Genomic DNA, 19094 nt, shown 5'->3' with positions numbered 1-19094 from the left:
CTTCAAATACGTCGATTACTGTTGATACACGAGGTCAGCACGGCGGTTTTGCGCCCACGATGCTTCGTCGTGGCCCGTTGCGACCGGCTTTTCCTTACCGAGGCTCACGGCTTCCATTTGCGAGTCGGGCACGCCCATCAGCGACAGCGCCTTGCGGACGGCTTCAGCACGCTTCTGGCCGAGTGCGAGGTTGTACTCGCTCGTGCCGCGTTCGTCGGTGTTGCCCTGGATCAGGACGTGACGTTCCGGATGCGTCTTCAGGTATTGCGCGTGAGCCTGAACCACGTTTTGGTAGTCGTCCTTGACGGCGTAGCTGTCGAAGTCGAAGTACACGCTGCGCTTGGCGAGCGGGCTGTTCGGATCGTTCAGCGGGTCGACGTTGACTTGCGCGACGGCGTTCGGGTTCGGCTGCGTGCTCATCGAGCCGGCGTTCGCGTTTTCGTCGGCTTTCGGAGCCGACTTACACGCTGCCAGTGCACCGATCATCAGAACGACCAAAGCCACGCGGACTTTATTCGACATCATTTTTTCTCTCCTGAAGTGTTATTGCATAAAAGGACCCCAGGACGGCTCGCGTACGCTGCCGCCCTGAACGGACAGGATTTGCCGCGTACGACCGTCGGTCGATACAGCAGCCAGCACGCCACGGCCGTTCACCTGAGTGGCGTAAAGAAGGTACTGACCGTTCGCCGCGAAGCTGGGCGATTCGTCATGAGTCGTGTCGGTGAGCGCGGTGGCGACGCCAGACTGAAGATCTTGAATGTACAGCTTAAATCCGCCGCCCGTGCGTGATATGTACGCCACTTGTTTGCCGTCCGGGCTGACCTTCGGGCTCGTGTTGTAGCTGCCCGTGAAGGTCACGCGTTGTGCCGCGCCAGCGCTTTCGCCCTGGGCCGGCATCTTGTAGATCTGGGGCTGGCCGCCGCGGTCACTGGTGAAGTAAATCCAGCGTCCGTCAGGAGAGTAGGTGGGTTCGGTGTCGATCGTCGTGCCTTGCGTGAGGCGGCGCAGACCGCTGCCGTCGGCATTGACGGCGAAGATCTGCGTGTTGCCCGTGCGCGACAGCGCCACGGCGAGCGTACGGCCGTCCGGGGACCAGGCGGGCGCCGAGTTGTTGCCCTTCTGGTCCGAGATGACGACGCGACGACCCGTGGGCAGGTCATGCACGTAGACGATCGGCTTTTTCTTTTCGAAAGAAACGTAGGCGACCTTGGTGCCGTCGGGCGACCAGGCCGGCGAGATGATCGGCTCGGGGCTCGACAGCGCGATGTGCGCTTCCTGGCCGTCGGAGTCGGAAATCTGCAACTGGTAACGGCCGCCCGTGCGGATCACGTACGACAGACGCGTGGCGAACACGCCGCGGTCGCCGAGCAGCTTTTGGTAGATGTAGTCGGCGACTTTGTGCGCGCTCATGCGCAGGCCGCTCGCGGGGCTCGTGAGCACGAGACCGCCGAGGCTTTCGCCCTTCGCGGTGTCGTAGAGCTTGAAGCGCACTTCGTATTGGCCGTTCGCGAGCTTGTTCACGCTGCCCGCGACGAACGCGTTGGCGCCCTTGGCCTTCCAGCTGCCGAGGTCGACCGAGTCGTTTTCGGAGATGGGCGCGCTGCCTGCGTCGATGTTGGTGAACTTGCCGCTGCGTTGCAGGTCGGCGCGCACGATGGCCGCGACCTGCTCGGGCGAGTTCGCTTCGCCGGCGAAGTTAGCCGTGGCGATGGGGAACTGGGTGGAGCCCACGCCGGTGACGAGGACGTTGAGTTGTGCGTTCGCCGTGCCGCCGACCGCGATCAGGCAGGACGCGACGAGAGTTCGCAGGCCAAGCTTCGTCATCAAACTCATGCTGTGATGTTTCCTGAAAGAGCGTTTCCGTAATACCGCGCAACAGCAGACAGACCCCGAAACGCCTGAAACGTTCCTGCGCCCGCTGCCGTGCGCCCGCTTTCTAAGCCCCTGTTTTGCGCCTCAACCTGCCGGACGCAAAGTAATCGTAAAGCTGCCCGGCGCCTTGCCGTCGGTATCAACCGGCATCGGGTCCGAGGCATGGACTGCGCGCAGTGCTGCGCTGTCCCACGCCGCGTTGCCGCTGCTGCGCGTGATGGTCGCCGAAAGCAACGTGCCCGACGGCGAGCAGCGCACTGCGACGACCGTTTCCAGGCCCGCGGTTTCGCCGGACCAGATGACGTTCGGACGGACACGCCGCTGAACCTTGTCCGCATAGCCCGGCGAAGTCGCGTTGCCGCCCGAGCCGCTGCCGTTGCCGCTCTTCGCGAGCCCGTTGCCGCTCGAACTGTCGCCGCCGCCCATCGACCCTTGCATCTGCGCGATACGCGCGCGACGTTCGGCGTCGAGCTTCTTCGCCTGCGCGTCGGCTTGCGCTTGCGCCTTCGCCTTGGCGGCCTTCTCGGCGTCGGCCTTCTTCTGCGCGTCGAGCTTCGCCTGCTTTTGCTGCGCTTCTTCCTGCTGCTGCTTCTTGAGCGCTTCCTGCTGTTGTTGCTGCTGTTGCTGCTTGAGCTTCTCGGCCGCGGCCTGCTGTTGCTCCTGCTGCTGTTGCTTGAGCTTCGCGGCCTTTTGCTGCGCGGCGAGTTGCGCCGCCTGCTGGGCCGCGAGCTGCTGCTGACGCTTGGCCTCGGCTTCCTGCTGCTGCTTGAGGCGTTGCTGTTGCTGCTGTTCGGCGAGTTGCGCCTCGCGTGCCGCTTCTTGCTGCTTACGCTTTTGCTGTTGCAGCGCGATGTCGGCGTCTTCCGTTTGCGGCGGCGGCGGGGCGGGCTGCACCGGCACGGGCGGCGGCGGCCTGGGCGTGGGCGCCGAAAGGTCCGGCACTTCGGTCCAGAGTTCCGCTTCTTCGCCCGCCGGCGTGCTGTTCTGCCAGTGGATGCCGTGATACAGGAAGAACGCCAGCAGCACGTGCATCAGCACGGCAAGCGCAATAGCACGCCCCGTGCCACGCTCGCGCGGCGGCTGTAGCGGATACGTATCGTTCTTCCGGATCATTGCGATTTGACGAGCAGGCCGACACGTTTGACGCCGTGCGCCTTCAGGTCGGACATGACGTTCATCACCGTCTCGTACTTGACGGCCTTGTCGGCGGCGATCACGACCGGCTGGTCGGGATGGCTTTGCTCGCGATCGTTGACGAAGCCGTTGAGATCGGCGCGCGTCATGGTTTCCTGCTGCGTGGCGCCCGAGTCATCCTTGTAACGGACGCTCAGGTTGCCGTCGGGGCGAATATTGACCACGACGGGCGGCACCTGCTGCTGTTGCGACGCGCCGCCCACGGTCGGCAGATTGACGATCGACGGCGCGACCAGCGGCGCGGTCACCATGAAGATCACGAGCAGCACCAGCATCACGTCGATGTACGGCACGACGTTGATGTCGGCCATTGCACGGCGCGAGCGGTTGCCTCGCATGCTCGAACGCATTGAGCCTGCCATCTTCGACTCCTTTGAAGATTAGTGGGCCTGACGCTGCAGGATGTTCGAAAACTCTTCGATGAAGGTTTCGAAGCGGATCGCCAGACGGTCGATGTCGTGCGCGTAGCTGTTGTAAGCGACGACAGCCGGAATCGCGGCGAACAGACCGATGGCGGTGGCCGTCAGCGCTTCGGCAATGCCGGGCGCGACGTTCGCGAGCGTGGCCTGCTGCACGTTCGCGAGACCGCGGAACGCATTCATGATCCCCCAGACCGTGCCGAACAGACCGATATACGGGCTGACCGAACCGACCGAAGCGAGGAACGACAGATTCGCCTCGAGTGCGTCCATTTCGCGCTGGAAGGCGGCGCGCATGGCGCGGCGCGCGCCGTCGAGCACGAGGCTCGGATCGTTCAGGCGCTTTTCCTTCGCCTTCAGGAACTCGCGCATGCCCGATTCGAAGATGCGTTCGAGCGCGCCGATCGTGTGGCGGTTGTTGGCCGCGCTCTGGTAGAGCGCCTGCAGATCGCCGCCGGACCAGAAGTCGCGCTCGAAGCGCTCGGTTTGCGCGCGGGCGCGGCGGATCGCAAACCACTTGCGGAAGATGAAGGTCCAGGAGATCAGCGAGAGGAGCAGGAGAAGCCCCATCACCGCCTGTGCCAGGATACTCGCATTAAGAACGAGTGAAATGATCGACAGATCTTGTGTAGTGTTCATATAGGTTCGTTTTGACGTCCCGGAAGGGGCGAGCGGCTGCAAGACAACGCGAAGCTTTCCGTAGGCTGTTGGGAAGCTTTTGCGCCGTCGCGGCCGAACCCTGCTTGGTCCTGCATTGACCGGCGCGAGTTCACTAGCGCTGTATCAACGGTAATTACTGCACTACCGTTGACACGGCAAACAGTTCTTTCTGCGGACCGCGTCGCAATGCGTCGTGCACATGGTCCGGAATGGGAGCAGGGCGCATTGCCGCGCCATCGACACACGCGACGCGGATGCTGCCCCTTGCAAGCAGCGTGCCGTCCCGCCACGCCTCCTGCATGAAGTCGACAGAAGCGCGGCCGAGCTTCTCGATGCGGCTGACCGTAGTGACAATGTCGTCGAGTCGGGCGGGCGACCGATAGTCGAGCGCGGTGCTGCGCACGACGAACAGCACGCCGGTTTGCTCGGCGAGCCGCCGCTGGTCGATACCGCACGCGCGCAGCCATTCGGTGCGCGCGCGTTCGAAGAACTTCAGATAGTTCGCGTAGAACACGATGCCGCCGGCGTCGGTGTCCTCGTAGTAGACGCGCACGGGCCACGAAAAATCGCTGCCCGCGGGCGGCTGCACGGCGTCCGGCTTGCTGGTAAATCTTTCCATGCCGCGCATTCTACCGGAACGCGCGGCCCGCTCGCCGTTCGTACGCCTGACGATAGAAAGACATCTGTAAGGCTATTTTCTTCTGAAGATTCAGCCGCGATGCACGCTCAATCCGGCAAACGCTTGCGCCACCGGCATCAGTTCGATCGTGTTGATGTTGACGTGCGCGGGGCGCGTGGCGATCCAGTAGATCGAGTCGGCGATGTCCTCGGCCGTGAGCGGTTCGACGTCTTTGTAGACGTTCGCCGCCTTGGTGTCGTCGCCGCGAAAGCGCACGTTGGAGAACTCGGTGCCGCCGCACAGGCCCGGTTCGATGTCGGTCACGCGCAGCGCGGTGCCGGCGAGGTCGGCGCGCAGGTTCAGGCTGAACTGACGCACGAAGGCCTTGGTCGCGCCGTAGACATTGCCGCCCGGATACGGCCAGCGGCCCGCGACCGAGCCGAGATTGAAGACGTGACCGCGATTGCGCTCGACCATGCCGGGCAGGAACGCGTGCGTCACCTGCACCAGACCCGTGCAGTTCGTTTCGATCATGGTTTCCCATTCGTCGAGGTCGGCCTTCTGCGCGGGTTCGACGCCGAGCGCGAGACCGGCGTTGTTGACGAGCACGTCGACGGCCGCGAATTCGGGCGGCAGCGCGGCGGGCGCGGCTTCGACGGCGGCGCGATCGCGCACGTCCAGCTCGAACGGCAGAAGGGCGTCGCCGAGTTCGGCGGCGAGGGCGTCGAGGCGGTCCTTGCGGCGCGCCGTGGCGACGACGCGATGGCCGCCCTTGACGAAGGCGCGCGCGATGGCGGCGCCGAATCCCGCGGATGCGCCGGTGACGAATACGATCATGGTTGCTCCCTGGTCGGTGGTAGGCGAGGAAAGCGGACAGCCTACTTCCAATGACGCGCTGCGGCAAGGAAGGGCCAGAACGCTCGCGGGCCTGCCGGCCTGCTGGTGCCGGGCGAGCCCGGGCGGGGGCGCGCCGGGCGGCGGCGCCGGCATCGGGCACGCGCCGTTTTCGCCCGCCATCGACGGGATCACGGCGATGGCACGCCGGTTGCCTATTCCCGGCCGTTCCAATAAAATTACGCGCTCAATCCCTGCGTGACTGGCGATAGGGTTCCGGAACGGCGCAAGCAAGGCTCGCCGGGCTGGGAACTCAAGGTGGAACGACCCACCGTGAAGCGCAGGGTGCCGTTTTGCCGTTCGCCTGGGCAGCCGAGATCCGCGCGCTTCATCAAGCGCTGCTGGAGCTGCCCTGCCTCGCGTGCGCGGTACCCTCTTTCGCCACGTCAAGGCTGGCCTGTTTCCACAGCGTGCCAGCAGCGCCGCGTACCTGCTACGTGTTCCGCGCGAGACCCGGTCAACCTGAACACACTTAACGGAATCCGTATGTTTGACAGAGCCGAAAGCACCATCGCCAACGTCGATCCCGAACTCTGGAAGGCGATCGAACTCGAGAACCGTCGCCAGGAAGAGCACATCGAGCTCATCGCGTCGGAAAACTACACCTCGCCCGCCGTCATGGCCGCGCAGGGTTCCCAGCTCACCAACAAATACGCCGAAGGCTACCCCGGTAAGCGCTATTACGGCGGCTGCGAAAACGTGGATATCGTCGAGCAGCTCGCGATCGACCGCGTGAAGCAGCTGTTCGGCGCCGAAGCCGCCAACGTGCAGCCGAACTCGGGTTCGCAGGCGAACCAGGGCGTGTTCTTCGCCGTGCTCAAGCCGGGCGACACCATCATGGGCATGAGCCTCGCCGAAGGCGGTCACCTCACGCACGGCATGGCGCTCAACATGAGCGGCAAGTGGTTCAACGTCGTGAGCTACGGCCTCGACGCGAACGAAGACATCGACTACGAAGCGCTCGAAAAGCGCGCGCATGAAACGAAGCCGAAGCTGATCATCGCGGGCGCTTCGGCATTCGCGCTGCGGATCGACTTCGAACGCATCGCCAAGGTGGCGAAGGCCGTGGGCGCGTACTTCATGGTCGACATGGCGCACTACGCCGGCCTGATCGCCGCGGGCGTCTACCCGAACCCGGTGCCGCACGCCGACTTCGTCACCACGACCACGCACAAGAGCCTGCGCGGCCCGCGCGGCGGCGTGATCCTGATGAAGGCCGAGCACGAGAAGATCATCAACTCGGCGATCTTCCCGGGCATCCAGGGCGGTCCGCTCATGCACGTGATCGCCGGCAAGGCCGTCGCGTTCAAGGAAGCGCTCGCGCCGGAGTTCAAGACCTATCAGCAGCAAGTGCTCGACAACGCGCGCGTGCTGGCGGAAACGCTGGTCAAGCGCGGTCTGCGTATCGTTTCGGGCCGCACGGAAAGCCACGTCATGCTGGTCGACCTGCGCGCCAAGAAGATCACCGGCAAGGCCGCGGAAGCCGTGCTCGGTTCGGCGCACATCACGGTCAACAAGAACGCCATCCCGAACGACCCGGAAAAGCCGTTCGTGACGAGCGGTATCCGTCTCGGCTCGCCGGCCATGACCACGCGCGGTTTCGGCGTGAAGGAAGCCGAGCAGGTGGGCAACCTGATCGCCGACGTGCTCGACAATCCGGAAGACGCCGCGACGATCGAGCGCGTGAAGGCGCAGGTCGCCGAGCTGACGCAGCGCTTCCCGGTCTACCGCTAAGCCCTGCGCTGATCCATGCGCTGCCCCTTCTGCCGGCACGAAGACACGCAGGTCGTTGACTCGCGTGTTTCCGAAGACGGCGCCGCGATCCGGCGCCGGCGTCGCTGCCCGGCCTGCGACAAGCGTTTCACGACGTACGAGCGGGTCGAGCTGGCCATGCCCGCCGTGGTCAAGAAGGACGGCAGCCGCACGGAGTTCGACCGCCGCAAGATCGCGGCGAGCATGAAACTCGCGCTGCGCAAGCGGCCGGTTTCCGCCGACGCGATCGACGAAGCGGTCGCGCGCATCGAGTATCAACTGCTCGGCAGCGGCGAGCGCGAGGTGCGCAGCGAACGCCTTGGCGAACTCGTCATGGGCGAGCTGCGCAATCTCGACAAGATCGCGTTCGTGCGCTTCGCCTCGGTGTATCGCCGCTTCGAGGACGTTTCCGAATTCGAAGACGTGATCGAGGAATTCCGCCGCTCCGGCGGCGCGGCGGCCGCCGCCGCGCCCACGCCCGCCTCCGGCAAGAAGCGCTGAGCGCGCTCGCCGCATTCGCGGCATCCGTGTTCTTCGCGAACTCCGCATTCCTGTTCTCCCTTCCTGTTTCGCCGATGTCGTGACGCTTGCATTCTCGCGAGCCCACGCTGCTTCGAACAGTTAGCCGTTCGGCTAATTGTTCGGGCGGGCGTTCGTCCGTAGATTGATGGCAATCCGCACACCTTGAGGATTGCTGATGAAACGCTCGGGATTCACGCTGCTCGAAACGATGATCGTCATCGTGCTGCTCGCGATTTGCGCCACGGCGGCCACGCCCGTGTTCGTCGCGTGGCGCGTGCGCGATCAGGTCGACGCGCGCGCCAACGCGCTGCTCGGCACCTTCGCCTATGCGCGCAACGAAGCGATCCGGCGCAAGGCGCGCATCACCGTTTGCCGTATCGATACCGCGCGCCATTGCCTCGCGGCGGCCAAGGCCTGTCCGTCGGGTCTCGCCGACTGGTCGTGCGGCTGGGCCGTGATGATCGAGCGCGCCGGCGCCTACGTGCCGTTGCGCATGCAACCGCCGCTCGACGCGATCGCTGTCGCGTCCACGCTCACGGCGGTCACGTTCTCGCCGCCCGCCGGGCAGACCATCGGCAGCCTGCGCAATTTCGAGGTCGCGCCGCGCGCGCCGAGCGCCGCACAGCGCGGGACCGCATGGCGCCGATGTCTGCGCATCGCCGCGGGCGGCCGCGCGCGCATCAGCGCGGGTGCGTGTTCGGGGGCGTCATGAAACGGCCAAACGGCAACGCGGCGCGCGGCTCGACGCTGCTGGAAGTCGCCATCGCGCTCGGCATCATGGCGCTCTGCGGCCTCGGTCTCATCAACACGCAACTGGGCCTCGCGCGTCATGCACAACTTGCGGCGGCGCGCGAACGAGCCGCCTTCGCCGCCGACGCCTTGGCGGAATCCGCGTGCCTCTCGGTTTTATCGGGCACATCGGGCACATCGGCCGCAACCGGCGCGGCGGCGGCCGAGCGCTGGAAAACACTCGCGTCGGGCATCGTGCCGGAAGGCAAGCTCACAGCGGCCGGCGTCGGCGGCGACGTGTCCGTCGCGAGCCTCACCTGGCGCGCGACATCGTTCATGTCGATGGCGAGCGCGCCCGCCGTGTCGCACAGCGCGTCATGCGCCGAGGCGAGCGTGCCCGCCGGCCGCGATTGCCTCGCCGTGGCCTTCCTGCGATGAGTGCCGCGCGCAGGAAGCCGCGGCGCTCGCCCGGCCACACGCTGCTCGAGCTGACGATCGCCGTGGCGCTCGGGCTCGTCGTCGTGCTCGGCGCGCTCGCGGCGTATCGTTCGCAGCGCCAGGCGTTCGCCGCTGCCACCGACGCCGCACGCGTTCACGACGCGGGCATGAACGCGTTGACGCTCATCGGCGAGCAGTTGCAGATGGCGGGCTTCGTTGCCGCGGAAGTCACCGCGCCTTTGAGCGGTCCCGCAATCTTCGGCTGCGCGGCAGGGCGCGCCGTGGGCACCGACGCCGTACCGGTCTGCGAAGCGCTCTCGAATCGCTCGGACGGCGTGGCCGTGCGCTATCGCGGCGACGCCGTATCGACATGGTCCGCAACCAGCGGTCAGGCCACCGATTGTCTCGGCCAGGCCGTGGGCGCGGCCGGTTCGACGGAGGCCGAGATCGTCAACCGTTTTCACGCGAAGGCGAGCAGTTCGACCGGCGAGCCCGAGTTGTACTGCGAGGGCAGCGGCAAGGTCGGCACGGCGCAGCCGCTGGTCGAAGGCGTGGAGCGCCTGCGGTTGCGCTACTGGCTCGCGGGCGCGGCGCAAGCCGTGGAGGCTTCGGCGCTCGCGCGCGAGCAATGGAGCGCGGTCGTCGCCGTCGACGTGTGCGTGCTCGTGCGCGGCGCGCCTCTCCCGTTGCCTTTGCCACAGCGCACGCGTTATGTCGATTGCGAGGGCGCGCAGGCGAGTGGCACGGACGGCCGCGCGCGCCACGCGTTCTGGCGGCACGTCGTGCTGCGAAACGCGATGGCGGCGCAATCATGAGCGGCAGGTTACATCGACGGCGAGGTGCCAGGCCGCGAGGCGTCGCGTTGCCGGTCGTGCTGATGATCGTCTCGATGATGCTCGTGACGTCGGCCGCGTGGTTCGAATCGGCGTTGCTGGAAGCGCGCAATGCGAACGCCGTCGCCGATCATCTGCAAGCGTTTCACGCCGCCGACGCCGCGCTCGTGCTGTGTTCGCGCGCGGCGGTAGAGGGTTCGCTGTCGTCGTGGTCGCCGGCTGCGCAGCCCGGCGAGCCGCAGGCGTGGCGCAGCGAAAGCGCTTTCACGCGCGCGGCGCTCACGCCGCTGGCGGCGTGGCCCGGTTCGACGCGCGCGCCGCAATGTCTCGTCGAGGCGTGGCGCGTGGCGAGCCGCCCGCTCGTACGCGCGTATCTGGTCACGGCGCGCGGCTTCGGCGCGACGGAGGAGACGCAAAGCTGGTTGCAGGACGAGCTGGTTCTGGACGGCGTGGGCGACGCGCTGCGTGTGGAGCATCACTGGCGTCGCGTGGTCGCGCGGCCGTTCTAATCGATGCAAGGAGGCGAGGTGAGGCGTGGGACGAACGCAGGCACGGGAGGTTGGAGGAAATCGGCAAACGCCATGCGGCGTCGGGCGTTCACGCTGCTGGAACTCGTGATCGCGCTGGCGGCCGTGGCGATCGTCGCGGCGTACGCGTTGCCCGGCTGGTACGCGCAGATCGCGCGCGGTCATCGCATCGACGCGGTGGCCGCGCTTTATCGCGCCGCGCAATGGATCGACACGCAGAATCCGTCCGCGCTGGCTTTGCCAGCGGGTTACGAGCAGGCGCCATCGACGGGAAGGCCGGTCTATCGTCTGCGCATCGCCTCCGGCGACGAAACCAACGGCGGCTATGCGATCAGCGCGGAGCCGGCGGCGGGTGGGCCCATGCGCGACGACACCTGCGGTACCTTCGTGCTCGATGCAACGGGGGTGCGCGGCAATCGGGTCGCGAGCGGCGATGCCGCGGCAACCGTCACGCAGATGTGCTGGAAAGACCGCTGAGCGCGGCCGGCGGCCCGCTATTGGCGACCGGCCGGGCAGCTCAGCCGGTGAGATCGCCTTCGTCGGCCGGAGTGCGGCGCGCGGCCGCGGGATCGCGCTGGCGTCGCATCTGTTGCCAGACGCGATAGCCCTCCCACGCGGTGAAGGCAAGGCCGCCCCACTTGATCGCGGGGCGCACGGCCGAGGCGAGGCCCGAGCGCAGCGGCTTGGCAAGCACGAGCGACGCGAGCGAACTCAGGATCGGATATTCCTTGAGCAGCGCGCCCATGCCACCGAGGCCGCCCAGGCTCGCCAGGCCGCCGCCGCGCGCGCCCGCGAAGCCAGGCACGATGAAGCGCAGCCAGCTGAAGTTGGTGACGGCCGAGCGCACGTCGAGCAGCGCCTCGGCCATTTCGGCGCGTTCGACGCTCGCGCGCACGAGCAGCAGCTCCTTGCGCAGCGCACGCAGTTGCGGCGTCGAAAGGTCGTGCGAGCGCGTGTGCGTCTGGCGAAACGTGTTGTCGAGGCGGGGTTGGCTCATGGCTTCGGTTCGCGGCGTTAGGGTGGAGCGGGGCGGATGGCGCGTCAGCACGTCACCGCGCGATTGGCACCAGGCCGGGCAGAGGTGCGTCGTCTGAAGCAGCGATAACGCGTCTTAAAGCGGCATAAAGCAGCCACAAGGCGGCCACAAAGCGAGCGCCGCCGGATGGCTTACGGTCGGCGCAAGATCTCGCGATCTTTTTCGAACTCTTCGAGCGTGGTCTGGAACACGATCGGTGCGTTGCGCAAACCGCTGCGCGCCTTCAGCGCACAAACGATCGCGGCGAGCGCGTAGATGGCCGTGATACAGGCGAGCGCCTGCCAGCGGTACGTGTCCCAGAAGGCGATGGCAACGAGCGCGGTCAGCGCGATCAGCGACAGCATCGCCAGCATCATCGCGGCGAGGCCGAGAAAGAGCACGCCGATCAAACGTTCCTTTTCTTCGGCCAGTTCAATGCCGATCAACTCGAGGCGCGTTTGCAGGATCGAGAAGGCGGAGCCAAGCAGGCGGCGCAACGGGCCGTGTTCCTGTCGCTGCGAATGGTGGTCTGTCGTCATGGCGAGGGCAGGTTGCGCGAGCGGGTGCGCGTGCGGTGCGCAAGAAAAAACAGCCGGACATGCGGTCCGGCAAGAGGTGATACACGATGCGCGACGATGCGTGGGCACGCGGCGGATCGGTAAGCGTCAGGACAGTCGCGCCGCATTACATCGCAAGATCGCAAGCCGCCCGGAGCGGAAGCGGCGCCGCGTGATCGGCCAAACAAAACTCGGCACGCGGTCGCCAAGGCAAGCGAAGCCACCGGCCGCCAGGCGACATGCGCGATGAGTTCGGCGCGATCGGGTTGCCGCGCGCTCACAGCGAGGGCGGCGCGACCGCCGCTCTCACCGTGAAGCGCAGTGCGCCGCGCTTACTTGCGGTTGATCAGCAGACCCACCACCACGCCCACGCCGGCCGCGATGCCGATCGACGCCCACGGATGCTCGTGCACGTAGTCGTCGGTGGCGCGTGCCGCCTTCTTGCCTTTCTCGACCACGACAACCTGCACGTCGGCGGCTTTTTCCTTGGCTTGCTTCAGCCGCGAGAGAGCCGTTTCGCGCAGCTCGGAAGCGCGCTCGCCCGTTGCGCTCGCAGCCTGCTTGAGCAAATCTTCTGCGTCCGCGAGGACGGTTTTGATATCGGACATCAGCCTCTCCTTATTGACTTCTGACATTGACTGGCTCCATTCGTGTCACATCACGCGTGAATCGTAACAAAGAAACGGGCGCTGGCAAGCGTGACGCGCCGCCATGGTCGCAGTGCGCGCACGATCCGTACCTGCCTGCGTCGTCAATTGGGCCGACCCAAGCCCGGGACATGCGCACGAGTGGAGCAAAAAACCCTGCGCTTTGCGCAAGAACGAGTCTGAGTGACTTGATCCGGCACGCAAAGTTTCCGCGCGGCTTTCAAAATTACAAAAACTCATACCGGTGTGAGGCGATGTTCGTTATCGGAATGCGGTCGCTGCCTGTATGCTTGAACCTCTGAGCTTCCAGGAAACCGGCGGGCGAGCTTCGCTGGATCGCAGCGGCGAATCGCGCGCCCGTCTCGTCATTTCACGTTCAAAGGAACCGCACCATGAGTCTTCGTCTTGGCGATATCGCACCCGACTTCGAGCAGGATTCGAGCATCGGCACCATCAAGTTCCACGATTGGCTCGGCGACAGTTGGGGTGTGCTGTTCTCGCATCCGGCCGACTTCACGCCGGTCTGCACCACCGAACTGGGCCTGACCGCGAAGCTCAAGGACGAGTTCGAGAAGCGCAATGTGAAGACGATCGCGCTGTCGGTCGACAGCGCCGAGTCGCATAACGAGTGGATCAAGGACATCAACGAAACGCAGGCCGCGAGCGTCGGTTTTCCGATTCTCGCCGACGCCGACCGCAAGGTTTCCACGCTCTACGACATGATCCATCCGAACGCCAACGAGACGCTCACGGTGCGCTCGCTGTTCGTGATCGACCCGAAGAAGAAGGTGCGCCTCATCATCACGTATCCGGCCAGCACCGGCCGCAATTTCGACGAAGTGCTGCGCGTGATCGACTCGCTGCAACTCACCGACAATCACTCGGTCGCGACGCCGGGCAACTGGAAGCAGGGCGACGACGTGGTGATCGTGCCGTCGCTGAAGGACGAAGAGGTCATCAAGCAGAAGTTCCCGAAGGGCTACAAGGCCGTGCGCCCGTATCTGCGTCTCACGCCGCAGCCCAACAAGTAAGCAGGTCGTGCAGAAGCGCTGGCGAGGCACTGCCCGCGAGCGCGATGCACCAAAAAAAACGCCGCGCGGCTCGAAACCGTGCGGCGTTTTTTTGTCGACGGGCTGGCAATCCCGTGCGTCGCGATGCGCGGCGAATGCCGCCGCGTATCGCTTCATGGCACGCGTCAATGCGCTCAGAAGAACGCTTGAATGCCCGTTTGTGCGCGGCCGAGAATCAGCGCGTGGATGTCGTGCGTGCCTTCGTACGTGTTGACGACTTCGAGGTTGACGAGATGGCGCGCCACGCCGAACTCGTCCGAGATCCCGTTGCCTCCCAGCATGTCGCGTGCGAGACGCGCGATGTCGAGCGACTTGCCGCACGAGTTGCGCTTCATGATCGACGTGATCTCGACGGCGGCGGTGCCCTCGTCCTTCATGCGGCCGAGACGCAGGCAGCCTTGCAGGCCAAGCGTGATTTCGGTCTGCATGTCGGCGAGCTTCTTCTGGATCAGCTGGTTCGCGGCGAGCGGACGGCCGAACTGCTTGCGGTCGAGCGTGTACTGGCGCGCCGTGTGCCAGCACGACTCCGCCGCGCCGAGCGCGCCCCACGCGATGCCGTAGCGCGCCGAATTCAGGCAGGTGAACGGACCGCGCAGGCCCTTCACGCCCGGCATGAGGTTCTCTTCCGGCACGAACACTTCGTCCATGACGATTTCGCCCGTGATCGACGCGCGCAAGCCCACCTTGCCGTGGATCGCCGGTGCCGTGAGACCCTTCCAGCCTTTTTCGAGGATAAAGCCGCGGATCTCGTCCTTGCCGTCTTCCTCGAGCTTCGCCCACACGACGAACACGTCGGCGATCGGCGAATTCGTGATCCACATCTTCGCGCCCGAGAGCGAGTAGCCGCCGTTCACTTTCTTCGCGCGCGTGACCATGCTGCCCGGATCCGAGCCGTGGTTCGGTTCGGTCAGGCCGAAGCAGCCGATCCACTCGCCGCTCGCGAGCTTGGGCAGATACTTTTCCTTTTGCGCGTCCGAGCCGAATTCGAAGATCGGCACCATCACGAGCGACGACTGCACCGACATCATCGAGCGATAGCCCGAGTCCACGCGCTCCACTTCGCGCGCGATCAGGCCGTACGCGACGTAGTTGAGGCCGGGGCCGCCGTATTGTTCGGGAATGGTCGGGCCGAGCAGGCCGACTTCGCCCATTTCGCGGAAGATCGCGGCGTCGGTTTTTTCGTGGCGGAACGCCTCGATCACGCGCGGCGCAAGCTTGTCCTGCGCGTAAGCCGCGGCGGCGTCGCGCACCATGCGCTCTTCTTCGGTGAGTTGCTGGTCGAGAAGAAGCGGATCTTCCCAGTGGAATTGAGCGTGTGCTGCCATGGTGCGTCTCTCCTGAGTCTCGAAATTTTCGCGGATTTGCAGGGTGGGGCGTCTGCGCGGATCGAAGCCGGGGGCCGGCGATATCAGCTGAACGGCGTGGCTGACCGACGCGGCCGAACGACGATTTACGCTTGACTGAAGTTCCGCTATGCGGAACAATGTTTTGCAAATTGATCCTAGTGTATCTCACTCGCGCGCCCATGTCTGCATCCGAATCCGAATCGACCTCTCTCGCTGCCGCCTTCCCGTCGGCGCTCCCGGACGGCCCGATCGACGAGCGCAAGTTCGTCGTGGCGCTCGCGCGCGGGCTGGAATTGCTGCGCGCGTTCCGGCCCGGCGAAACGCTGCTCGGCAACCGCGACTTCGTCGAGCGCACCGGCCTGCCGAAAGCCACGGTCAACCGGCTGGCCTACACGCTCACGGTGCTCGGCTACCTGCGCTTCGACGAATCGCTCGGCAAATACGCGCTCGACGCCGGCGTGCTCTCGCTCGGCTTCGCGCTGCTCTCGAGTACGGACACGCTCGAGCTGGCGCGCCCGCACCTGCGCGCGTTCGCGCGCGAAGTGGGCGCGGCCGTGTCGCTCGGTTGCCGCGACGGCCTCGACGTGATCTATCTGGAAACGATCCGCAGCGAAACGGCGCTCACGCTCGGTCTCGCGTCCGGGTCGAAGCTCTCGATGCTCACGAGTTCGATGGGGCGCGCCTATCTCGCCGTGCAGCCGATCGACGTGCGCACGGCGCTGTTCGCCGAACTCGCGAAGGCGGCCGGCGAGGCGGGGCCGGCGCTCGTCGAGGCGGCGAAGCGCGAGATCGAGGTGTTCGGCCGGGAAGGGTGCTGCTACTCGTTTCGCGACTGGCACGAAGACGTCAACGCGGTGGCCGTGCCGTTTCGCGAGCCGCGCGAGCGGCGCTGGCTGGTGCTCAGTTGCAGCGGGCCGGCTTCGTCGATGGGACCCGAGGTGTTTCGCGAGCGCGTCGCGCCGCTGCTGAAGTCGCTGGCACGGCGGCTCGGCGAGACGGTCGGATAAAGCACGCGAGGCGCGCGCCGGACGAAAAAAAACCGGGACGCAGGTCCCGGTTTTTCATGGCGCCGATACGGCAGGCCGCTCAGTGATTGAGCTTGCCCAGCAGCAGGAACTCCATCAGCGCCTTCTGCACGTGCAGGCGGTTTTCGGCTTCGTCCCAGACCACGCTCTGCGGGCCGTCGATGACTTCGGCGCTCACTTCCTCGCCGCGGTGCGCGGGCAGGCAGTGCATGAACAGCGCGTCGGCGTTGGCGCGCGCCATCATGTCGGTGTCCACGCACCAGTCGGCGAACGCCTTCTTGCGTGCTTCGTTCTCGGCTTCGAAGCCCATGCTCGTCCAGACGTCGGTCGTGACGAGATCGGCGCCCGCGCAGGCTTCGTTCGGGTCGTCGAACACGGCGATGAACGGCTCGCTCTCCGGCGCGACCAGCGCGGGGTCGAGCGGATAGCCCGGCGGCGTGGAGACGCGCAGCTTGAAGTCGAGGATCTGCGCGGCTTCGATCCACGTGTAGAGCATGTTGTTGGCGTCGCCGATCCACGTGACGGTCTTGCCGCGGATCGGACCGCGATGCTCGTAGAACGTGAAGATGTCGGCGAGCACCTGGCACGGGTGATATTCGTTCGTCAGGCCGTTGATCACGGGCACGCGCGAGCTTTCCGCGAAGCGCTCGATGATGTCCTGGCCGAACGTGCGGATCATGATGATGTCGACCATGCGCGAGATGACCTGCGCCGAGTCTTCGATCGGCTCGCCGCGGCCCAGTTGCGTGTCGCGCGTGTTCATGAACACGGCGTGGCCGCCCAGCTGGAAAATGCCGGCTTCGAACGAGAGGCGCGTACGCGTGGAGTTCTTCTCGAAGATCATCGCGAGCGTGCGGTCGTGCAGCGGATGATACGTCTCGTAGTTCTTGAACTTGCGCTTCAGGATGCGCGCGCGCTCCAGCACATATTCATATTCGTCAAGGGAGAAATCCTTGAACTGCAGGTAATGGCGTATGGTCCGGGAGGTCATGAAACAAAAATGGCGCCCGATCCGGCCTTGAACTGCAGAAAAGGCCGGGCGACGCCGCTGCGGTTGGTGGTAAGTCAAAGCAGCATAAAGGATTTTGCCGAATTTGACGAGTTGGCCAATAGTGGGAGGAACGTTGCGTGCGCTCCGGCCCCGCGCGCCATGCAACCGGCGGAAGCGGCGTAAAGACGGGGCTTTCCCCCTCTGTTTGGGGCTTGTGTGCGGTGCGTCAAAACGGTCGGTAGGCTATAATCTTCAAGATTTTTCTGGCACGACAAGCAGGCTGGCGCGGTACGGGAAAGCGTTGTGAAAGCACTGTGCGCCGTGGCGCGAACGAGCCGGCGGGAGTGGCCGGTGCCGCTGGCGGTGCGCGCGGCAGCCACCTCCCAATCCATCGGACTAACCATGCGCGTGGTGGTGGGCGACCGGCAACGGGCGACCGGCGACCGGCAACGGGCGGCGACCCCTGCGGCCGGCGTCCCGCGGCAACAGGCGCGGAAAAGCGCTCGTGTCGACGTGACCTGCTGCCATCGCACCGGCAGCTATATACACAGGTACTCCTGCATGGCCGACGAAGCCCCAACCGAATACTTCATTCAAGGCATCACCAGCAACGGCAAGAAGTTTCGCCCGAGCGACTGGTCGGAGCGTCTGGCGGGCGTGATGTCGAGCTTCGGCCCGAAGGCGTCGGCCAACGCGCGGGGTCCGAATGCGTATCTGCGTTACTCGCTGTACGTGCGCCCGACCATGATCGGCGATCTCAAGTGCGTGATTCTCGATTCGCGTCTGAAAGACATCGAGCCGATGGCGTTCAACTTCGTGCTGAACTTCGCCAAGGACAACGATCTGCTCGTGACCGAGGCCTGCGAACTGCCGCTCGAGCACGCGGCCCAGCAGCCGGGCGGCGTGAAGCGATAAGCCGCTAACCGGCTGTCGTGCTGTAGCGATGAAACCCGCCGCGAGCGGGTTTTTTTACGTCCGCGGGTGGTGGCGCGAGCGGTTTTCCATCGGCGGAAAAACAAAAAACCCGCCTAAGCGGGTTTTTCGTGGTGCAGCGGAATCGTCCGGGCAGCGCGCCGAAGCGGGGCGCCCGAAGGAAACCTTACTGCGCTGCCTGCATCGCCTTGATGGCGGCCGACAGGCGGCTCTTCTGGCGAGCGGCCTTGTTCTTGTGAACGATCTTCTTGTCGGCGATGATGTCGAGCGTCTTGGCCGAAGCCTTCAGGACTTCAGCAGCCTTAGCCTGGTCGCCGGCGTCGATCGCCTTGCGAACCGCCTTGATCGCCGTACGGAACTTCGAGCGCAGTGCCGAGTTGTGCGAGTTTGCCTTCGCGGCCTGACGGGCACGCTTGCGTGCTTGTGCGGAATTTGCCATTACATATCCTTGGATTTTCTGGAGCGCGTCCGCCGGTTGCCTATGCGTTCGGACTGGAACGTCGCTCTGTGCCTGGATTTGCGCCTTGGGGCGTGGCCCGAAAGCGCAAAACGGTATTGCCGGCGAGGCTGCGAAACACCGCCCGCCGGCTGCGCCCCTTGTGCCGAAGCGGGCAGCGGCGCTTTGACAGGCCGATGCGCGCTCCCTTTCCAGGACGCATCCGGGTTTCTGGAACTTCTTACAGCCTCTTTACGAAGCCCAGCGAAACTCGGAACCGAAGAGTATAGCAACGAAATCATGAGGATGGCAATCGCGACGTGGCGCCGCGGGTAACGATAACGATCGCTGACGGTCGCTCTTGCAACTAACTGCAAATTCCACGCGCTACGCAGCGATGCCGCGGGATCGATGGACGGGCGAGGGCGGGGGCCTTGGCGATCGCTTTATACCGTGCGCAGGCGCGGGGTTCGTCCATGGCTGCGCGTCGGTCTTCGCTGGCCGGCGCCGTCCGGCGTCGATTTGTCCGGAACGCACATGCGCTTCACCCGCGCCGCACCCGCGTTTCACCCGCGCCGCCCAACGTACCGCCATCGACATCCCGCCTTCGCA

At 65.4% G+C, this 19094-nt stretch carries 23 protein-coding genes and 1 riboswitch; of the genes, 10 read left to right on the top strand and 13 right to left on the bottom strand.

The genetic code is table 11. The annotated features are described in order from the left end of the window. Nucleotides 1-15: 15 nt before the first annotated feature. The 7 genes from pal to ydfG all read right to left on the bottom strand — a co-directional run bounded on the left by pal (nucleotide 16) and on the right by ydfG (nucleotide 5604). Complete coding sequence (gene pal, locus FAZ98_RS10975; RefSeq protein ID WP_158951237.1) at nucleotides 16-525, bottom strand: peptidoglycan-associated lipoprotein Pal; 510 nt, start codon at nucleotides 523-525, stop codon at nucleotides 16-18. 18 nt (nucleotides 526-543) lie between these two features. Continuing rightward, entirely contained in the window at nucleotides 544-1836 is a 1293-nt protein-coding gene (tolB, locus tag FAZ98_RS10970; RefSeq protein WP_158951236.1) for a Tol-Pal system beta propeller repeat protein TolB, read from the bottom strand. Nucleotides 1837-1959: 123 nt separating this feature from the next. Beyond that, nucleotides 1960-2988: a cell envelope integrity protein TolA gene (gene tolA / locus FAZ98_RS10965; protein ID WP_158951235.1), complete on the bottom strand. Its 1029-nt coding sequence runs from the start codon at nucleotides 2986-2988 to the stop codon at nucleotides 1960-1962. After that, a complete protein-coding gene (gene tolR / locus FAZ98_RS10960; protein ID WP_158951234.1) occupies nucleotides 2985-3431 on the bottom strand; it encodes a protein TolR in 447 nt (148 codons plus the stop codon). Before tolR ends, tolA begins: the two co-directional genes overlap by 4 nt. Before the next feature lie 18 nt (nucleotides 3432-3449). After that, the gene (tolQ, locus tag FAZ98_RS10955) at nucleotides 3450-4127 is read right to left on the bottom strand and encodes a protein TolQ (protein ID WP_158951233.1); all 678 of its coding nucleotides are present in this window, start codon (nucleotides 4125-4127) and stop codon (nucleotides 3450-3452) included. A gap of 154 nt (nucleotides 4128-4281) precedes the next feature. Beyond that, nucleotides 4282-4776, bottom strand: a complete 495-nt coding sequence (gene ybgC, locus FAZ98_RS10950; RefSeq protein ID WP_407672006.1) for a tol-pal system-associated acyl-CoA thioesterase — start codon at nucleotides 4774-4776, stop codon at nucleotides 4282-4284. An 81-nt stretch (nucleotides 4777-4857) separates the two neighbouring features. Further along, on the bottom strand, nucleotides 4858-5604 hold the full coding sequence (gene ydfG, locus FAZ98_RS10945) for a bifunctional NADP-dependent 3-hydroxy acid dehydrogenase/3-hydroxypropionate dehydrogenase YdfG (protein WP_158951232.1): 747 nt from the start codon (nucleotides 5602-5604) through the stop codon (nucleotides 4858-4860). A gap of 245 nt (nucleotides 5605-5849) precedes the next feature. Then, nucleotides 5850-5978: riboswitch (ZMP/ZTP riboswitch) on the top strand. Nucleotides 5979-6147: 169 nt separating this feature from the next. On the opposite strand from ydfG, the gene glyA reads away from it, so the two are divergent. From glyA to FAZ98_RS10910, 7 genes are all read left to right on the top strand, one after another. Next, nucleotides 6148-7395 carry a serine hydroxymethyltransferase gene (glyA, locus tag FAZ98_RS10940; protein WP_158951231.1) on the top strand — a complete coding sequence of 416 codons (1248 nt, stop codon included), beginning with the start codon at nucleotides 6148-6150 and terminating at the stop codon, nucleotides 7393-7395. 15 nt (nucleotides 7396-7410) lie between these two features. Next, nucleotides 7411-7914 carry a transcriptional regulator NrdR gene (gene nrdR / locus FAZ98_RS10935; RefSeq protein WP_158951230.1) on the top strand — a complete coding sequence of 168 codons (504 nt, stop codon included), beginning with the start codon at nucleotides 7411-7413 and terminating at the stop codon, nucleotides 7912-7914. A 196-nt stretch (nucleotides 7915-8110) separates the two neighbouring features. After that, on the top strand, nucleotides 8111-8647 hold the full coding sequence (locus tag FAZ98_RS10930; RefSeq protein WP_158951229.1) for a GspH/FimT family pseudopilin: 537 nt from the start codon (nucleotides 8111-8113) through the stop codon (nucleotides 8645-8647). After that, the gene (locus FAZ98_RS10925) at nucleotides 8644-9102 is read left to right on the top strand and encodes a hypothetical protein (RefSeq protein WP_158951228.1); all 459 of its coding nucleotides are present in this window, start codon (nucleotides 8644-8646) and stop codon (nucleotides 9100-9102) included. The genes FAZ98_RS10930 and FAZ98_RS10925 overlap by 4 nt, the downstream gene beginning before the upstream one ends. Then, nucleotides 9099-9917, top strand: a complete 819-nt coding sequence (locus tag FAZ98_RS10920) for a PilW family protein (RefSeq protein ID WP_158951227.1) — start codon at nucleotides 9099-9101, stop codon at nucleotides 9915-9917. Before FAZ98_RS10925 ends, FAZ98_RS10920 begins: the two co-directional genes overlap by 4 nt. A gap of 56 nt (nucleotides 9918-9973) precedes the next feature. Next, a complete protein-coding gene (locus FAZ98_RS10915) occupies nucleotides 9974-10444 on the top strand; it encodes a pilus assembly PilX family protein (protein WP_325072387.1) in 471 nt (156 codons plus the stop codon). A 72-nt stretch (nucleotides 10445-10516) separates the two neighbouring features. Next, nucleotides 10517-10939 (top strand): type IV pilin protein, encoded by a 423-nt coding sequence (locus FAZ98_RS10910; protein WP_158951225.1) that lies wholly within the window; start codon nucleotides 10517-10519, stop codon nucleotides 10937-10939. Between the two features lie 40 nt (nucleotides 10940-10979). On the opposite strand, the gene FAZ98_RS10905 is transcribed toward FAZ98_RS10910, so the two are convergent. From FAZ98_RS10905 to FAZ98_RS10895, 3 genes are all read right to left on the bottom strand, one after another. Continuing rightward, entirely contained in the window at nucleotides 10980-11459 is a 480-nt protein-coding gene (locus tag FAZ98_RS10905; RefSeq protein ID WP_158951224.1) for a DUF3318 domain-containing protein, read from the bottom strand. Nucleotides 11460-11629: 170 nt separating this feature from the next. Then, nucleotides 11630-12016 carry a phage holin family protein gene (locus FAZ98_RS10900; protein ID WP_158951223.1) on the bottom strand — a complete coding sequence of 129 codons (387 nt, stop codon included), beginning with the start codon at nucleotides 12014-12016 and terminating at the stop codon, nucleotides 11630-11632. Nucleotides 12017-12366: 350 nt separating this feature from the next. Then, the gene (locus tag FAZ98_RS10895; protein ID WP_117335984.1) at nucleotides 12367-12669 is read right to left on the bottom strand and encodes a DUF883 family protein; all 303 of its coding nucleotides are present in this window, start codon (nucleotides 12667-12669) and stop codon (nucleotides 12367-12369) included. A gap of 404 nt (nucleotides 12670-13073) precedes the next feature. Here FAZ98_RS10895 and FAZ98_RS10890 point away from each other — a divergent pair, with 404 nt between their 5' ends. Then, nucleotides 13074-13712, top strand: coding sequence for a peroxiredoxin (locus tag FAZ98_RS10890; RefSeq protein ID WP_158951222.1), 639 nt, complete (start codon nucleotides 13074-13076; stop codon nucleotides 13710-13712). Nucleotides 13713-13885: 173 nt separating this feature from the next. Here the strand turns inward: FAZ98_RS10890 and FAZ98_RS10885 are convergent, their stop codons facing one another. After that, nucleotides 13886-15076: an acyl-CoA dehydrogenase gene (locus FAZ98_RS10885; protein WP_158951221.1), complete on the bottom strand. Its 1191-nt coding sequence runs from the start codon at nucleotides 15074-15076 to the stop codon at nucleotides 13886-13888. A gap of 200 nt (nucleotides 15077-15276) precedes the next feature. On the opposite strand from FAZ98_RS10885, the gene FAZ98_RS10880 reads away from it, so the two are divergent. After that, complete coding sequence (locus tag FAZ98_RS10880; RefSeq protein ID WP_158951220.1) at nucleotides 15277-16104, top strand: IclR family transcriptional regulator; 828 nt, start codon at nucleotides 15277-15279, stop codon at nucleotides 16102-16104. Nucleotides 16105-16183: 79 nt separating this feature from the next. Here the strand turns inward: FAZ98_RS10880 and argF are convergent, their stop codons facing one another. Beyond that, on the bottom strand, nucleotides 16184-17113 hold the full coding sequence (gene argF / locus FAZ98_RS10875) for an ornithine carbamoyltransferase (RefSeq protein ID WP_158951219.1): 930 nt from the start codon (nucleotides 17111-17113) through the stop codon (nucleotides 16184-16186). 561 nt (nucleotides 17114-17674) lie between these two features. Here argF and FAZ98_RS10870 point away from each other — a divergent pair. After that, nucleotides 17675-18028 (top strand): DUF3579 domain-containing protein, encoded by a 354-nt coding sequence (locus tag FAZ98_RS10870; RefSeq protein ID WP_158951218.1) that lies wholly within the window; start codon nucleotides 17675-17677, stop codon nucleotides 18026-18028. A gap of 184 nt (nucleotides 18029-18212) precedes the next feature. Here FAZ98_RS10870 and rpsT read toward each other — a convergent pair whose 3' ends face one another. After that, nucleotides 18213-18485 carry a 30S ribosomal protein S20 gene (gene rpsT, locus FAZ98_RS10865; RefSeq protein ID WP_158951217.1) on the bottom strand — a complete coding sequence of 91 codons (273 nt, stop codon included), beginning with the start codon at nucleotides 18483-18485 and terminating at the stop codon, nucleotides 18213-18215. Nucleotides 18486-19094: the final 609 nt, after the last annotated feature.

Origin of the sequence: Paraburkholderia acidisoli (assembly GCF_009789675.1) — a bacterium.
In the GTDB taxonomy this organism is placed as follows: domain Bacteria; phylum Pseudomonadota; class Gammaproteobacteria; order Burkholderiales; family Burkholderiaceae; genus Paraburkholderia; species Paraburkholderia acidisoli.
The sequence above is the reverse complement of the archived record's forward strand: the minus strand, read 5'-3'. Positions and strand labels throughout refer to the sequence as shown.

Bases quoted from the DNA above. Each gene is read 5' to 3' on its own strand.
- pal (WP_158951237.1), bottom strand. From the start codon at position 525: ATGATGTCGAATAAAGTCCGCGTGGCTTTGGTCGTTCTGATGATCGGT.
- tolB (WP_158951236.1), bottom strand. From the start codon at position 1,836: ATGAGTTTGATGACGAAGCTTGGCCTGCGAACTCTCGTCGCGTCCTGC.
- tolA (WP_158951235.1), bottom strand. From the start codon at position 2,988: ATGATCCGGAAGAACGATACGTATCCGCTACAGCCGCCGCGCGAGCGT.
- tolR (WP_158951234.1), bottom strand. From the start codon at position 3,431: ATGGCAGGCTCAATGCGTTCGAGCATGCGAGGCAACCGCTCGCGCCGT.
- tolQ (WP_158951233.1), bottom strand. From the start codon at position 4,127: ATGAACACTACACAAGATCTGTCGATCATTTCACTCGTTCTTAATGCG.
- ybgC (WP_407672006.1), bottom strand. From the start codon at position 4,776: ATGCGCGGCATGGAAAGATTTACCAGCAAGCCGGACGCCGTGCAGCCG.
- ydfG (WP_158951232.1), bottom strand. From the start codon at position 5,604: ATGATCGTATTCGTCACCGGCGCATCCGCGGGATTCGGCGCCGCCATC.
- glyA (WP_158951231.1), top strand. From the start codon at position 6,148: ATGTTTGACAGAGCCGAAAGCACCATCGCCAACGTCGATCCCGAACTC.
- nrdR (WP_158951230.1), top strand. From the start codon at position 7,411: ATGCGCTGCCCCTTCTGCCGGCACGAAGACACGCAGGTCGTTGACTCG.
- FAZ98_RS10930 (WP_158951229.1), top strand. From the start codon at position 8,111: ATGAAACGCTCGGGATTCACGCTGCTCGAAACGATGATCGTCATCGTG.
- FAZ98_RS10925 (WP_158951228.1), top strand. From the start codon at position 8,644: ATGAAACGGCCAAACGGCAACGCGGCGCGCGGCTCGACGCTGCTGGAA.
- FAZ98_RS10920 (WP_158951227.1), top strand. From the start codon at position 9,099: ATGAGTGCCGCGCGCAGGAAGCCGCGGCGCTCGCCCGGCCACACGCTG.
- FAZ98_RS10910 (WP_158951225.1), top strand. From the start codon at position 10,517: ATGCGGCGTCGGGCGTTCACGCTGCTGGAACTCGTGATCGCGCTGGCG.
- FAZ98_RS10905 (WP_158951224.1), bottom strand. From the start codon at position 11,459: ATGAGCCAACCCCGCCTCGACAACACGTTTCGCCAGACGCACACGCGC.
- FAZ98_RS10900 (WP_158951223.1), bottom strand. From the start codon at position 12,016: ATGACGACAGACCACCATTCGCAGCGACAGGAACACGGCCCGTTGCGC.
- FAZ98_RS10895 (WP_117335984.1), bottom strand. From the start codon at position 12,669: ATGTCAGAAGTCAATAAGGAGAGGCTGATGTCCGATATCAAAACCGTC.
- FAZ98_RS10890 (WP_158951222.1), top strand. From the start codon at position 13,074: ATGAGTCTTCGTCTTGGCGATATCGCACCCGACTTCGAGCAGGATTCG.
- FAZ98_RS10885 (WP_158951221.1), bottom strand. From the start codon at position 15,076: ATGGCAGCACACGCTCAATTCCACTGGGAAGATCCGCTTCTTCTCGAC.
- FAZ98_RS10880 (WP_158951220.1), top strand. From the start codon at position 15,277: ATGTCTGCATCCGAATCCGAATCGACCTCTCTCGCTGCCGCCTTCCCG.
- argF (WP_158951219.1), bottom strand. From the start codon at position 17,113: ATGACCTCCCGGACCATACGCCATTACCTGCAGTTCAAGGATTTCTCC.
- FAZ98_RS10870 (WP_158951218.1), top strand. From the start codon at position 17,675: ATGGCCGACGAAGCCCCAACCGAATACTTCATTCAAGGCATCACCAGC.
- rpsT (WP_158951217.1), bottom strand. From the start codon at position 18,485: ATGGCAAATTCCGCACAAGCACGCAAGCGTGCCCGTCAGGCCGCGAAG.